We start from the raw sequence: 14653 nt of genomic DNA, 5'->3' as shown, positions 1-14653 counted from the left end.
AGAAAGGTAAAAGGTGCCTATATTAAAAGCTACCTTTTACCTTTTTTATTATTAACGTACTATTCTGATAGTTGCAGTTCTTTTTAGAACGATACACCCAGGCGGAAACCGAAGTTACTCAATCCGTCTACACTGTAATGCAGTACGTCAGCTTTGTTGGTACCATAGCTGTAGTACAAAGCAAAGTGCAAGCCCGGTCCGTAAACCCATGGGAATACATTGATACCTACTTCAGGAGAAGCATAGAATCCCCAGCTGTTTTCTCTTGCTTCCAGCATATTGAAGTTAGAGCGGACTTTTGCATATTCAGCACCTAATTTAGCACTGACATAAGGTTGGAAAGATCCGCCACGATTCCACTGGTAACGTGCAGCAGCACCGAAAGGCAATTGGAAAATAGTATGCTGCTGGTCGGTAGTAACTTCACCGGCACCCATTTGAAAGGTTTCGCGACCTACATATTCGTGGTTGCTGTGATAGTTCAGGAAAAGACCCAAGCCAATGTTAGGAGTCACGAAATAACCACCTTCGAAGTTCATACCCCAACCACTTGCTTTATCTGCAAAATGATTACTTAACGGAGCGTTGAACTGCCAGTCGATATTCGCATATCCGTTGTCTGATAGCTGTGCCTTAGCCGGCATAGCGAAGGCGATGGCAATAGCCGCCAAGGCTACTACCTTGAAGTATATATTTTTTCTTGTTTTCATAACAGTTGTAGTTGATTATTTGTTAGTAAGATAAGGTGACTGAGTGAATGATTGGTTGACAGCTTCTACTGCAAGAGTGCGGTTGATAGCTTTGGAACCAGTCTCAAATCCGGTCAGATAACTTGTCCATACAACAGGCAGTTTTTTACTGTCTCCTTGTTCAGCTTTCAAGTTCACCATTTCTGTCAGGAAGGAATTGGTACTATAACTATAGGTTACAGCGTACGGGTAGTACCATCCACCACCCCAGTTGCCACCCCAGTAGCCAGGTCCCCAGTAACCGGGATAACCCCACCACCATTCAGGTTGTGCGTAGCTGGTGAAATAATAAGTACTTGCGATGTAGCTCACTTGGATACCAAGATCTGCGCTTTCCTGATCTTCTGCTGCTGCGTAGCCTCTAGCTTTCATGTTATCTGTATAAGCAGCCAGAATTTGTTCTGCGCCTTCACCTTCGAGATATTCCGGTTCTTTACTGTCACTAATCACCAGAATCTGGGGTGCCAGATAGAATGTTGGAACTTTGAAATCGGCTTTCTTGTCGTAGTTAGTGTATACCAGATAATTGTCATCCAGCTTACCCATGTCCGGGTCTTTTTCACATGAAGCGAGTGCAAAGACCGCCAATAAAATAGGAATTAATTTCTTCATATCTTTTATAATGTTTAGGTTATATAAAAATCGCGCCCAGGTACCTTGGGCTTTTGATAGAAACAACAAGAAAGGTGGAAAAAGGTTCAGATGGAAATTTCTTTTGCCGGAAAATTAACATATATCTTTTGCCCTGTCTAAAGAAAAACGGTGAGCACTCTGCCCCATTATCAGGGAGTTTGTTCACCGTTCATTATTTACAGATAATTGTTTGAAAATCCGTTTATTTAAACAGGGGTTTAAGTAGATCGGGTATCTCTACTTTATCAAGTTCCAGTTCATTTACTCGCTGCTTGCCCGTATGGGTCAGGTGGAAGTACATCTGTCTCCGGTCTTCGCTTCCGAGCGACCGGACGATCAGTCCTTTTTCCTCCAGTATTCGCAGCATTTTAGATGTGTGTGAGGGGCTTAACTCGGTTTGTTTGGACAGGTTGGTAGCTGTCACTTTCTCCGACGCCTCTTTGAGGGCACACAATATCATTGCTTCATTTAGCGTTATCTGGTACATTTTTTCAAATGCTGTTTCAAAGTTTCCCATTGCTTTGAAAACATCACGCATTGCACATATTGTTTTCATACCTTATTTGAATATTTTATTAGTTCATTTTTTAAATAAATAGATTAACGTTTGCGTTATCCGCCCGTTCCATATACGTTGCTACACCGCCAATTGTTACCTCGTCCAGGAGTTCTTCTTGTTTTACTCCCATCACATCCATTGACATCTGGCAAGCGATAAATTCCACACCGTTTTCCAGAGCTTGCCGGCGCAAAGATTCCAGTGAATCAATCCCTTTCTTGTTCATGATATACCGCATCATTTTTCCGCCCATTCCGCCCATGCTCATCTTAGAAAGTTTCAGTTTCTTGGAGCTGGAAGGCAGCATCATACCAAACATTTTTCCGAAAATATCCTTTTTGGTTTCCGGTTTGTGCAACTTCTTGATAACGTTCAGTCCCCAGAAAGTAAAGAAGATGGTGACCTTTTGTCCCGTAGCTGCTGCACCGTTTGCCAGTACAAAAGTAGCTAAGGCTTTATCCAAATCATCACTAAACATGATGAAGGTTTTTCCTTTGCCCTCACATGAAGTAACAATATTGCACGATTTTGGTTCTCCTTTTTCTATTACAACAATAGATTTTCCTCCGGAGGTATCTTTCGAAATCAATTGATTACCCGTCGAACTGCACCATGCGGCGGCGTCGCGCGGAAAACCAGGATCGGTTGAGGTGATTTCCACCCGTTCGCCTGAAACCAGTGTATCCATTGTTTTTTTCATTTTCAGAATCGGACCGGGACATTGCAACCCGCAGGCATCCACCCGGATTGTTTTGGCAGGGGTAGTAGAAGCATCAGTTACAGCAGCAGTGACGGGAGCCGTAGAAACGTTGGGCTGACTGGCTTGGGAAGCAGTTTCCTGCTGTATGGGTGATTCGTCTATTTGGTTTCCATTTTCTTCCCGTATGATGATGGGAGCAGTGGCAGCCCGATAAGTCTTTAACCCTCCCGAGAGATTACGTATCTTGTCAAATCCGTGTTGTGTCAGTATACGGTAAGCAAGATAACCCCGTAGCCCGACTGCACAGAATGTATAAATCATTTTATCTTTCGGCAATTCAGCCAACCGGTCGCGAAGTTCATCCAACGGAATATTCACGGCACCCGGTAAGCTACCCAATGAAAATTCATCCGGGGTGCGGACATCCAACAGGAATTTATTTTCCATTTCAATGTCCCGCAATTCTCTCCAATACACAGGATTGGTTCTACCTGTGATTATATCTTCAGCTACATATCCTGCCAGTGCTACCGGATCTTTGGCTGAAGAGAACGGAGGAGCATACGCTTGTTCAACTTTCATCAGATCGTAGATTGTTCCCTCGTGCTTGATGACAAGTGCGAGTTCATCAATCCGTTTGTCCACCCCATCGTAACCAACGATTTGTCCGCCATACAATCTTCCTGTCTTTTTATCGAAAGTGATTTTAATGCTCATCGGCATGGCATCCGGATAGTAACCGGCATGGGAAGCGGGATGAATGGTAGACGACATATAGTCTATCTCTTCCTGACGCAGACGCTTGCCGGGTAAGCCGGTTGAAGCAACGGTCATGTCGAAAACCTTTGCGATGGAAGTACCAATAGAGCCTTCGTAAGGAATCTTTGCTCCGAGGACATTGTCCGCAACGATACGTCCCTGACGGTTGGCAGGTCCGGCGAGATAGTTGAGCCAGGGTTTGCCGGTGATCGGGTGGCGGAACTCGATCGCGTCACCGATGGCATAAATAGACTCGTCAGAGGTTTGCAGGTAATCGTTTACGGCGATACCTCCTGCAGGGCCGATAGTCAGTTCGGCAGCCCGTGCCAGATTAGTTTCCGGGCGTACGCCGATAGATAGAATAACGATGTCGGCAGAGATTGACTGGCCATTCTTGAAAGTTACTTTCAATCCTCTTCCATCCCGGCTAAAAGAGGCGACAGCTTGTTCCAAGTAGAGGTTTACTCCTTTATCCATCAGATGTTGATGAACAAGTGATGCCATTGAAAAATCGATAGGGGCCATCACTTGATTGCCCATTTCCACAATCGATACTTTCGCTCCCTGTGCATGTAAGTTTTCCGCCATTTCAAGGCCGATAAATCCGGCCCCTACGACAACGGCTTTTCGTGGGGCGTGGCTTTTGATATATTCTTTGATCCGATCTGTGTCGGTGACATTCCTTAGTGTGAAGATTCCACTTAGGTCGATTCCGGGAAGAGGGGGGCGTACCGGAGAGGCTCCGGTAGATATGACTAACTTATCATAGCTCTCTTCATAAGTATCTTCACTGCTTTGGCGGACAGTCACTGTCTTTCTTTTCCGGTCAATGAAAATCACTTCATTTTCTGTGCGTACATCTACGCGAAAGCGTGTAGAAAAGGCTTCGGGCGTTTGCACGAACAATTTATCCCGTTCCTCTATCACTCCCCCTATATAATAGGGTAGGCCACAATTGGCGTATGATATGTACTTTCCTTTTTCTAAAAGGACAATTTCAGCTGTTTCATCTACTCGTCTGATTCGGGCAGCAGTGGTGGCTCCTCCTGCAACTCCCCCAATAATAATTATTTTCATCTGTTTATAGCGTAAATAGTTTCCTGTGGAAATAACAAACTGTATCGAAGAAATGTTCATGGATTCAGATAAAAAAACTATATTTGCGCACCCTGTTTTTCATTCTTCTATTTAATGTAGATAAATTGTATGAATAAAATTCTTATTATTGACGATGAAGTCCAGATTCGCAGCCTTTTAGCTCGTATGCTGGAACTTGAGGGCTATGAAGTGTGTCAGGCAGGTGATTGCAAAGCTGCCATCAAACAACTGGAAATTCAATCGCCCGACGTAGCTTTATGCGATGTTTTTCTTCCTGATGGAAACGGAGTAGATCTGGTGTTGAACATCAAGAAAATAGCTCCCAATGTAGAGGTGATTCTTCTTACTGCTCACGGCAATATTCCCGACGGGGTGCAGGCTATTAAAAACGGTGCATTTGATTATATAACGAAAGGAGATGATAATAACAAGATTATTCCTTTAATCAGCCGTGCCGTGGAGAAAGCAAAGATGAATGTCCGTTTGGAAAAACTGGAAAAGAAAGTCGGGCAGATGTACTCGTTCGATTCTATTCTGGGTGAGTCAAAGGTGTTGAAAGAGGCTGTATCTCTGGCGCAGAAAGTGTCTGTGACAGATGTTCCCGTATTACTGACGGGGGAAACAGGAACAGGAAAGGAAGTCTTTGCGCAAGCTATACATTATAGTAGTAAACGGAGCAAACAGAATTTTGTGGCGGTCAACTGTTCGTCTTTCAGCAAAGAATTGCTCGAAAGCGAGATGTTCGGGCATAAGGCTGGCTCGTTTACCGGTGCGCTGAAGGATAAGAAAGGACTTTTTGAAGAAGCTAATAACGGAACGATCTTTCTGGATGAAATCGGAGAGATGGCTTTCGAGCTGCAGGCAAAGTTACTGCGTATCCTTGAAACGGGAGAATATATAAAGATCGGTGATACCAAGCCGACAAGAGTCAATGTGCGTATCATTGCTGCTACCAATCGCAACCTGCAGGAGGAGATCAAAGCAGGACATTTCCGTGAAGACTTGTTTTATCGTCTTTCGGTTTTTCAGGTGCATCTTCCTTCGCTCCGTGAACGTACTGGTGATATCAGAATTCTTGCAACTGCTTTCGCCAAGAGTTTCTCCGAAAAACTTTCGTATGCCATCAATGAGATGACTCCCGCTTTTCTGGAGGCTCTGGAACAACAGCCGTGGAAAGGGAACATCCGTGAATTGAGAAATGTGATTGAGCGTAGCCTGATTGTGTGTGAAGGGGGGCGACTGGATATTTGTGATCTTCCTTTGGAAATCCAAAACACTCATTATGAATGTTCGGATGATAGTGTAGGCAGTTTTGAGTTGGCCGCAATGGAACGCAGACATATTGCACGTGTGTTGGAATATACAAAAGGGAATAAAACGGAAGCTGCCCGTTTGTTGAAAATCGGACTTACCACCCTGTACCGGAAGATAGAGGAATATAAAATCTAAGCATACATTTTCTTAAGTCCTTTTATGCTGGCTTTGGGATATATAGCATTTCAAAATAGGCAAAAAGGACTTGAGAAACCATACCATAAGGACTATCGGAAGATTTTTGCATCTTCTTCCTCTTTGTCAATCAAAGTTGTGGCACTGCTTTTGATGGCTTGAATAATAGAAGAAGTGAAGCCTTTGTGCTCCAGTTCGTTCAATCCTTTTATAGTGGTTCCGCCCGGAGTGGTTACTTTCTCTATTTCCAGCAACGGATGAGTGTTATGATTCAGAATCAGTTCTGTCGCTCCTTCCATGCTATACGCTGCCATTTGCATGGCATCCTTGCCGGGAATTCCTAGCTCAATCCCTGCCTGTATAACCGCTTGCATATATTTTAAGGCGAAAGCTATTCCGCTGGAGGTTAATGCGGAAGTGGTATCTAGTTGTTTCTCTTGCAGGAACAGGCATTTTCCTCCTTCTTCAAATATCTGTTTTATTAATTGCTGATATTCTTTATCGGTTCCGCGGGAAGCTATCAAAGTGAGGCTGGAACGTTCTGTAATGGCCATATTGGGAACTGCCCGAAAGATAGGCATCTCGGCTTCTGTCAAATGAGCCAGGTGGGAGATACATACTCCGGACACGAGAGATACGAGGATTTGTGTACGTGAGAAACGTAGAGGAGACAATACTTCATCTACTTTCCAGGGATTGATGGCGAGGACGATTACTTCGGCTTCCGATATGGCTTGTTGGTTATCGGTCGTTATGTGTATTGCCGGGAAATGTTCTTGCAGTCTCTCCAGTTTATCGATATTTGGATTGGAGACAATAATGTCTTTTTCATTGTAAAGATGTCCTTGCGCCAGACAAGTGACGATTGCACTCCCTATGTGTCCGGCTCCTATAATAGCTATTTTCATCTCTTTATTTTTTTTATTTGGCTTTCAGATGTCTCTTTTTATCCGGCTTTGAGTCAGGCTGCGCACTGACTCTCGAAAAATTGTCTGGATAGCGAACTAATCAGTCTGTTTTTATCTGTGGTATGTACAGATAGTGTGAAACAATGATCGCTTCCTCCATAAGAAATGAGAGATACGGGGATATCTTTGATAGTATCCATAATATGGCTTTCTACTTGTGTGCGTTCCCAATGAAGGGAGCCGATGATATGTATTACAGACATATTTTCGTCCATAACCATTTCGGCATATTTATGTAGTTCCCTTTGAATGATTCGCAGGGTGTCCCGGCTGGCTGTCAGCATCATCGAGATGGATACATTGGATGAGGCCATTGAGATGACATTGATTTGATATTTGTTGATAACTTCCAATATCTTACCCATAAATAAATATCCGGGCAATACATTTAATGAGGTAAAACGTACAAAGGTAGCCGAATCCTGTGAGAGGATGGCCTTGACACTGTTGCCTGTGTCATGGGAAGATATATAGAGTCGTTCTGTTGACAGATCGTGTGTATCGGTTAGGCGGATAACTATATTAGAGCGTGCCGCAAGGGTGATACAATCTGCGTAGAGCAGGTGTACTCCGCTGTTAATCAGTTGTTCGGCTTCTATGTAGGTTAGTGAATGTTGTTCTCGCAGACAATTCCGGTTTGCGTAGATATGATTGATTGGGGTGGATAACAGTATTTCGTCCGCTTTGAATAGGGTGGCAAGCACTGTTGCATAGTAATCATTGCGTTGTTCGCTCATGAAGTCTATTTCACCATACACATTCCTGCAAATGGAAAGTGGGGCGATAAAAATATCCACATTCCGGTTCTCGTCAATGTATTGTTGGATAGATTCCTGAATATATGGGATATCCGGCTTTCTTTCCAGGTTGATCTGTATAAGTTTGCCGGTATCTAATGTTTGGGCACGAAGACCCTGTTGACGTAAGCAATAAGTGAATAAATCGCTGGATAATCCGTATACTTCCGCTTTTATCATTTTATCAATCAGTAAATCTGCTTTGTCTTCTACAAGTATATGTATTTTCTTTATGCACTCCAGAATCCGGTTTTTAATTTCCTGATTTAAGTGCGAATCTATAATGAGATGATTGGCAAGGGTACAGCAATATGCTTCGATGGCATTGACTGTGGCATGAGAAGCTTCATCTTCTTCGTGAAACCAACTGATGGAAATAGCCTGTAACCACTCCTGTAATTGTGCCAATATAGGGACTACAGCTACATAAGGATGTTCTTTCTGAATACAATTGATTACTTGCTTCATTTCATCCTCATCTTTAATTTTCTCGAATTTACAAACTTTCATTGTTATCTGGTTATTTATTGGTTACTACTCTTTTCAAAATGATATGCCCTTTTTCAAAAGAGAAAGATATTTAAGAATCATTCTTTAGCTTTAGAATATGGTATATCTTTATAAATCAATCTGTTAATGTCGTAATCAATGTTTTTAATACATCTCTTTACTATAAGTAATCTGCTAATACCGTACCATATTGTGATATAGAGTAAGATTTATTATCTTTGTAGCGTAATTGATTGATAAACCAACAGTATTCATCTATTTATGAAACTCTGCATATAGCTACGCTCAACGAATAGCATCATTTCTAACAGGGCTATTCAGCTATCCGACAGGCAACTACTCGCCTGCCAAAGAGTTTTATATCCATTTTTATAAATTTACGGAACTGTGTGCTACTATGATGTGGTATACCGTATCGTATTATTTTAAAATTGAGCAATGAATTATACATATAAGCAAATATGGCTCATCAACTTTCCTGTGATGATGAGCATTCTGATGGAACAATTAATCAATATTACCGACGCTATTTTCCTGGGGCATGTGGGAGAAGTCGAACTGGGAGCTTCTGCGCTTGCCGGAATCTATTATTTGGCTGTTTATATGCTGGGCTTCGGATTCAGCATCGGGCTGCAGGTAATGATTGCCCGGAAAAATGGGGAACAACATTATAAAGAGACGGGACGTACATTTTTTCAGGGATTATATTTCCTGTCGGGGATGGCAGTCATTCTTTGTTTGCTGATTTTGTTTGTTTCTCCATTTATCTTACGCCGGTTGATAACTTCGGATGAGATTTACCGGGCAGTGATTCATTATCTGGATTGGCGTAGCTTTGGTTTGTTGTTCTCATTTCCTTTTTTAGCTTTCCGGTCTTTTCTGGTAGGGATAACAACGACCAAAGCATTGTCCGCAGCAGCTATCATGGCTATCTGTATCAATATTCCTTTTAACTATCTGCTGATATTCGAACTGAATCTGGGTATATCCGGGGCGGCGATGGCTTCTTCTTTGGCAGAGTTCGGAGCTTTTATCGTACTCCTATTATATATGTGGGTGAGGGTAGATAAAGTGAAATATGGGCTGAAGGTCGTTTATGATGGGAAATTGTTAATAAAGTTGTTGAGGCTATCTGTATGGAGTATGCTTCACTCTTTTATCAGCGTTGCTCCCTGGTTTCTGTTCTTCGTTGCTATCGAGCATCTGGGAAAGACAGAGCTTGCTATTTCCAATATTACCCGTAGTGTTTCTACCGTCTTTTTTGTGATAGTCAATTCTTTTGCATCCACTACGGGAGCGTTAGTCAGTAATTTGATTGGAGCAGGAGCGGGGAAAGAACTTTTTCCTGTTTGTCGTAAAGTTCTTAAGCTGGGCTATGTGGTGAGACTTCCGTTGATAGGGATAGCTCTTTGGAGCAATCAATGGATTGTCGGATTTTATACGAATAACGATAATCTGGTGAGATTAGCTTTCTATCCTTTTATAGTTATGCTGTTGAATTATGCTTTTGCACTGCCCGGATATGTTTATATCAATGCTGTTACCGGTACAGGAAAGACGAAGCTCGCTTTTATCTTCCAGTTAATCACTATTCTGGTATATTTGATTTATCTGTATCTGTTAAGTGAATGTTTGCATGCTTCTCTGACTGTGTATATGACGGCAGAATATCTGTTTGTTATTTTATTAGGGATACAATCCGTTATTTACTTAAAGAGGAAATTCAACTAGAATATGTACTTTTGTGCTTTCAATACTTGATACTTTCTCAAAATGACTGAAGATATAAAGAATAAACTTTTGATGTGTGCGGAGATTTATCATCGTGCAGACTTTATTATAAGTGATCCGGTGCAGTTCCCTCATCGCTATACGTTGAAACAGGATATTGAAATCAGTGGTCTGTTGACGGCAATTATGAGTTTTGGCAATCGCAAACAGATATTGAAGAAGGCGGACGAACTGCATAGATTAATGGGAGATTCGCCTTATCAATATGTATTGTCCCGGCAGTGGGAGAAGGATTTTCCTTCGGGAGCGACCAATAGCTTTTATCGTATGTTGTCGTATGCTGATTTTTATGGATACTTTCGGCGATTATATACGGCTTATACACAGTTTGAAAGTCTGGAGGAAGTTTTGATGTTATATCCCGGAATACCAATGGAAAAGTTATGTGCATTTCTTGAAGTCTCTGCCAAAAGTCCTCAAAAGAAACTGAATATGTTTTTGCGTTGGATGATTCGTCGGGATTCGGAGGTCGATTTGGGGATTTGGGAAAGTTTTGATCGCAGAGATCTGATTGTTCCTTTAGATACACATGTATGCCGGGTAGCACATTATTTCAAGTTGACGGATACGGAAACTTTTTCTTTGAAAAACGCCCGTCAGATAACGGTGGCATTAGGCAAAGTGTTTCCGGATGATCCTTGTCTGGGCGATTTTGCCCTGTTTGGATTAGGAGTAAATGGAGAGATTTAATACTAACTTGATAAAAAATCGGTTATAATCAGAAGAAGTGCAATCTGTATTGAACTCTTCGATTATAACCGAAAGGCTATGAATTGTTAAGACGTTGCTATTTTATTTGTATAATCTTTCCACCCGTTTGCATTCTTGTATTTATCTACTGATTCGGCTGGAACACGAATAATGGTAATGTCATCCGGAAATCCGTACCATACTCTTTCCAATACTTGAGGAGGTGTTGTTCCTTCTACTTTTACTTCCCTAATACTTGTATTGTTGAAAGCTGAAAAATTAATCTGTGTGACGTTGGCCGGGATTGTTAATTGGGTGACTTTTCGATTTCCCCCTAATAACCCTTGTCCCAATATCCGGATGCTTTGCGGAATCTCGAAGCGAGTCAATTGGGGGCATCCTTCCAGGCAATAGGCGTGGATCATAGCATTGGGATCATCGTTGGACATTGTTCCGTAGGTGACTATTTCCGTCAATTCCGGACAGTAGTAAAAAGCCCTGCTTGCTATGTTTGTAACACCATTTGGTAACTTCACAGTCGTAATACCACTTTCCCGGAATGCTTCCTGGCCAATGGTGCTTACATTCTCCGGAATCTCGATGGTTTTCAATTGAGAGGTCTTGAGGAATGCCTGCGATCCGATTTCTTTTAGTGTCACGGGCAATAACACTTCTTCAATACCTGCATATACAAATGTACTGGCAGGAAGTTTAGTGATTTTAGTCTTGCTTAGATCTGCTTTTTTCAGGTTGTAGCAATAATAGAAGATGTCTTCTTTAAGCTGCTCCAAGGTTGATGGAAACACAATTTCCTGAACGGTTGAATTGAAGAAAGCCATGTCTCCAATAGATTTTAGTCCTTCATTGAGTACTACCTTGTTTATTTGGCTGTTACTAAAGGCGTCTTTAGGAATTGATTTCACACTATTGGGGAGTATGATTTCATTATATCCTTTCAAGACTTCTGTCAATACTCCATTTTCTACACGGACAGGTGCAACCTGAATGGTGAAGCTCTTCTGCTTTCCTTCTATTGTTATGGTCACTTCTTGTTTGTCGACAGGTGTGGATGAAGAGAAACCACTGATCTGTGCCAAGGTTACATTCACAGGACGTTTTTTCCCGTCATCATATTCACCTGTCACGTTAAGGCCGGTTAAGTCTATATTTTCTCCTAATGCATAAATCGTCTTTGAGGGTAATTGTTCTATGGAGAAATTTTCAAGTAAAGCTCCTGCGGGAGCAGACGGCTTTTCCTCCAAAGGTGAATCTTTCTTGTATTCGTCATTTTCAGTGCTGCAACTTAGTAATGTAACTGCTATAACTATTTGCAGGCAAAGTGCTGTCATTCTATGAAGTTTGGTTTGTTTCATGTGATAAAAGTTTAGTTGGGAAATTGGGTTAAACGTATTTCTATTTTGACGACTTTTCCGGCTTCTACAGTCTTGCCGGCAGACCATATCTGGTAGTTATCGGGGCCGCCTCCCTCTTGCACCACGAAGGTCAGGAATCGTTGCGATTGCGCTGCAAACCATTCTTCTTGTGGCAGGGTAAAGGTTGCTATGCCACTCTTATTTGTCTGAATAATTGCGGTAGGCGAGGTTAAATTATCTTTTTCAAAAATCTTATAATCTTTTTCATTATACATTTTTACGGGAACTCCCGTTATCATTTTTCCATTCTCATCATAAACGGATACTACTACCTTAGCTTCTTTTACTTCTTCGTTTCCTTTTTCGCATGCTACCATGAAAAGCATGGTGCTTAGTAGAATAACAATCTTTCTCATAATCTTTTCTTTTTTCAATTTTTACGAATGCAAAAGTACTAAGATTACATCGGTTTTGAGTTATGATGCGATTTTGTAAATCTAACACTTTGTTTTTAAACGTATTGATATTCAGTAGATTATTTGGATTGTATTCTAAGATTTCTAACACTGGTCTAACACCTATCCGAAAAGAGCTAAAAACAGATCTTTATTGATCGTTTCTGCCGATTTGATACGCGATTTAAGTCGTGATTTACGGGCATATACATTGGCAACCGTGTCTTTCATAAACAGGCTGATTACTTGTGGAGAAAAACCTACGAAAATATAGCAAAGTAATCGGATGTCAGCTTCTTTCATTGTCGGAAAATCATTCCGAAGTTTCTCCATAGCATTATCATGACAGGTGTTCACGATTAGTTCCAGTTCTTGCAGCATTTCATTATTCTCTGCAAAATTGGTGATTATCTGCTTTACTTCGTGGAACATGGCAGCCTGTTGGGAAGCGGTATTTTCACGTTCGTAGTAAGTTTTTCCCAGTTTATCTATAATATCGAAACGTGAAGCTATTAAACCTTTTAAATGGCTTTCTGCATTGCGTTGGCCTTCCAGATGTTCTATCAGGGTCTTGTATTCGGAGTTGGCTTCTTCCGCAAGTAACAGATAGTGATCGGTACGCTCACGTTGCAGGCGCAGACGTTGACGAATGATATAGTAGGCTATTCCTATTATCAGGAAAACGATGGTTGCTGTGGCAATCTCCCAAATTATACGGTTTTTCATCCGGTATTCAGTAAAATCCGATTGCTCTTTGAAATACTCGCGTTCAACCATGCCGGCGGAAAATTGCATGTTTGAGCGTGTCAAAGAATCTGTGAGGTAGATGTAACGGTGTATATTATCGGTTGCTTGCTTAAAATTCTTGGCTTGTGCTTCAATCCGATATGCGGTGTATTGCAGTTCTGCCATATCACGAATATCGGTGGTATTTGCTTCTGCAAGTGTCAGATAGTGGCGTGCACTGTCTAGGCGGTTTTTTATGAGATTCACGTCTACTAGTGTATGATATCCGTACAGTGTATCTCGCCGGGCTGAAAATTCGATACGTTGCAGTAGATCATGAGGAATCTGTTTCTTACCTGACACTACATAGAGAGAGGCGAGATTGGTGAGACTTGTTTGGGCTAAGTGATCGTTCTTTAGTTCATCGGCTAAATCAAGTGCGGCGGAATAGAGGCGCATCGCTTTTTCTATGTCTTTCGAATGAAAGGTAGCGGCTGCCATATCGAGAGTAGCCTCTGTTTCTTCCCGGACATTATTTGATTGCCGGAAGTTGTTGCGAGCTTCCCGAAAATAATGATAAGCCCGGTTATAATTCATTTGTTCATAATATACTTCACCGATTTGGCTGTATAAAAGCCCTGTATAATAAGGCTCATTGGTATCTTTTAGTTTCTCTTCAATTTCCAGGAAAAGCCGTAATGCTCCCGGTTTGTCTCCTGTCCGTAGCTTGATTCGTCCCCAATAATAGAGAGTTTTACATTGGCGACGTAGATCTTGAGGATGATACTTATAATGATTCCAGGCCTGGCGAATCAGCGAATCATTGGTTACCTTAATATGGTTTTTATCTAAGGCTTCAGAATAAAGTAGTGCATATCTGGCCTGTTCTGCCTGTCTTCCTTCCGGCTTGAGCTGTTGTAATATTGTAAAGGCGCTGTCCGGCTTATTTTGTAACAGCGCTTCCGCCTCGTCGAGCCGGGAAATCTGTTCTCTATTGTAACATCCTGTAAAAAAGAGAATTGCTAATAGTTCGAGTATAATTCTGCATTTCATGCTGTGAATGTAATAAAAATATTTCGATTTAAATTGGGAATTATCACATCTTTATTTTTCTTATGAGTGTAATCTATTCAAATACCTACATTTATGCTGACATTCGATACTTGGATAGGAGATAGTGAAAGTGAGATATTAAGAACAAAGATATTTATACGATACATAAATTCTTGTTTTTTCGAAAGGTTAGCTTATTTTTGGTATTACTACCATATATTGAGGTATTTTATTAAACAAAATATCTACAAGTTTTGTTTTTTATCTTACAGATCGTTATACCATATTGTCTTCAGTTTAGAAAGATAACTTCCTTTTTCTAAATAGTTAAAAATAGATACTT

Annotated in this window: 11 protein-coding genes and 2 pseudogenes; 3 read left to right on the top strand and 10 right to left on the bottom strand. The window is 41.3% G+C overall.

The features are described 5' to 3' along the window. Positions 1 to 83: 83 nt before the first annotated feature. From H8796_RS02280 to H8796_RS02265, 5 genes and pseudogenes are all read right to left on the bottom strand, one after another. Positions 84 to 710 (bottom strand): porin family protein, encoded by a 627-nt coding sequence (locus H8796_RS02280; protein ID WP_004307005.1) that lies wholly within the window; start codon positions 708 to 710, stop codon positions 84 to 86. A gap of 15 nt (positions 711 to 725) precedes the next feature. Then, the gene (locus H8796_RS02275; protein ID WP_117936728.1) at positions 726 to 1361 is read right to left on the bottom strand and encodes a DUF4136 domain-containing protein; all 636 of its coding nucleotides are present in this window, start codon (positions 1359 to 1361) and stop codon (positions 726 to 728) included. Positions 1362 to 1584: 223 nt separating this feature from the next. Continuing rightward, the gene (locus H8796_RS02270; RefSeq protein WP_004296191.1) at positions 1585 to 1938 is read right to left on the bottom strand and encodes a MarR family winged helix-turn-helix transcriptional regulator; all 354 of its coding nucleotides are present in this window, start codon (positions 1936 to 1938) and stop codon (positions 1585 to 1587) included. Between the two features lie 31 nt (positions 1939 to 1969). Next, positions 1970 to 2698, bottom strand: a pseudogene (locus tag H8796_RS25580) (DsrE/DsrF/DrsH-like family protein); the annotation flags it as partial. Between the two features lie 120 nt (positions 2699 to 2818). After that, positions 2819 to 4477 (bottom strand): annotated as a pseudogene (locus H8796_RS02265) (FAD-dependent oxidoreductase); the annotation flags it as partial. A gap of 129 nt (positions 4478 to 4606) precedes the next feature. On the opposite strand from H8796_RS02265, the gene H8796_RS02260 reads away from it, so the two are divergent. After that, positions 4607 to 5947 carry a sigma-54 dependent transcriptional regulator gene (locus H8796_RS02260; RefSeq protein ID WP_004327156.1) on the top strand — a complete coding sequence of 447 codons (1341 nt, stop codon included), beginning with the start codon at positions 4607 to 4609 and terminating at the stop codon, positions 5945 to 5947. A 92-nt stretch (positions 5948 to 6039) separates the two neighbouring features. Here H8796_RS02260 and proC read toward each other — a convergent pair whose 3' ends face one another. Next, positions 6040 to 6855 carry a pyrroline-5-carboxylate reductase gene (gene proC / locus H8796_RS02255; protein ID WP_117936726.1) on the bottom strand — a complete coding sequence of 272 codons (816 nt, stop codon included), beginning with the start codon at positions 6853 to 6855 and terminating at the stop codon, positions 6040 to 6042. Between the two features lie 53 nt (positions 6856 to 6908). Then, complete coding sequence (locus H8796_RS02250; RefSeq protein ID WP_117936724.1) at positions 6909 to 8222, bottom strand: aspartokinase; 1314 nt, start codon at positions 8220 to 8222, stop codon at positions 6909 to 6911. A 438-nt stretch (positions 8223 to 8660) separates the two neighbouring features. On the opposite strand from H8796_RS02250, the gene H8796_RS02245 reads away from it, so the two are divergent. Then, entirely contained in the window at positions 8661 to 9953 is a 1293-nt protein-coding gene (locus H8796_RS02245; RefSeq protein WP_117936722.1) for an MATE family efflux transporter, read from the top strand. A 42-nt stretch (positions 9954 to 9995) separates the two neighbouring features. Next, positions 9996 to 10703: a TIGR02757 family protein gene (locus H8796_RS02240; RefSeq protein ID WP_117936720.1), complete on the top strand. Its 708-nt coding sequence runs from the start codon at positions 9996 to 9998 to the stop codon at positions 10701 to 10703. Positions 10704 to 10789: 86 nt separating this feature from the next. On the opposite strand, the gene H8796_RS02235 is transcribed toward H8796_RS02240, so the two are convergent. The 3 genes from H8796_RS02235 to H8796_RS02225 all read right to left on the bottom strand — a co-directional run bounded on the left by H8796_RS02235 (position 10790) and on the right by H8796_RS02225 (position 14310). Beyond that, positions 10790 to 12076: a leucine-rich repeat protein gene (locus H8796_RS02235; RefSeq protein ID WP_187343927.1), complete on the bottom strand. Its 1287-nt coding sequence runs from the start codon at positions 12074 to 12076 to the stop codon at positions 10790 to 10792. An 11-nt stretch (positions 12077 to 12087) separates the two neighbouring features. Next, positions 12088 to 12492: a hypothetical protein gene (locus tag H8796_RS02230; protein WP_117936718.1), complete on the bottom strand. Its 405-nt coding sequence runs from the start codon at positions 12490 to 12492 to the stop codon at positions 12088 to 12090. 162 nt (positions 12493 to 12654) lie between these two features. After that, positions 12655 to 14310 carry a hypothetical protein gene (locus tag H8796_RS02225; RefSeq protein WP_117936716.1) on the bottom strand — a complete coding sequence of 552 codons (1656 nt, stop codon included), beginning with the start codon at positions 14308 to 14310 and terminating at the stop codon, positions 12655 to 12657. Between the last annotated feature and the right edge of the window lie 343 nt (positions 14311 to 14653).

This window comes from Bacteroides sp. M10 (genome assembly GCF_014334015.1).
GTDB classification, from domain to species: Bacteria; Bacteroidota; Bacteroidia; order Bacteroidales; family Bacteroidaceae; genus Bacteroides; species Bacteroides intestinigallinarum.
Note: the sequence above shows the minus strand (reverse complement) of the source record. Positions and strands in the feature narration are given on the sequence as shown.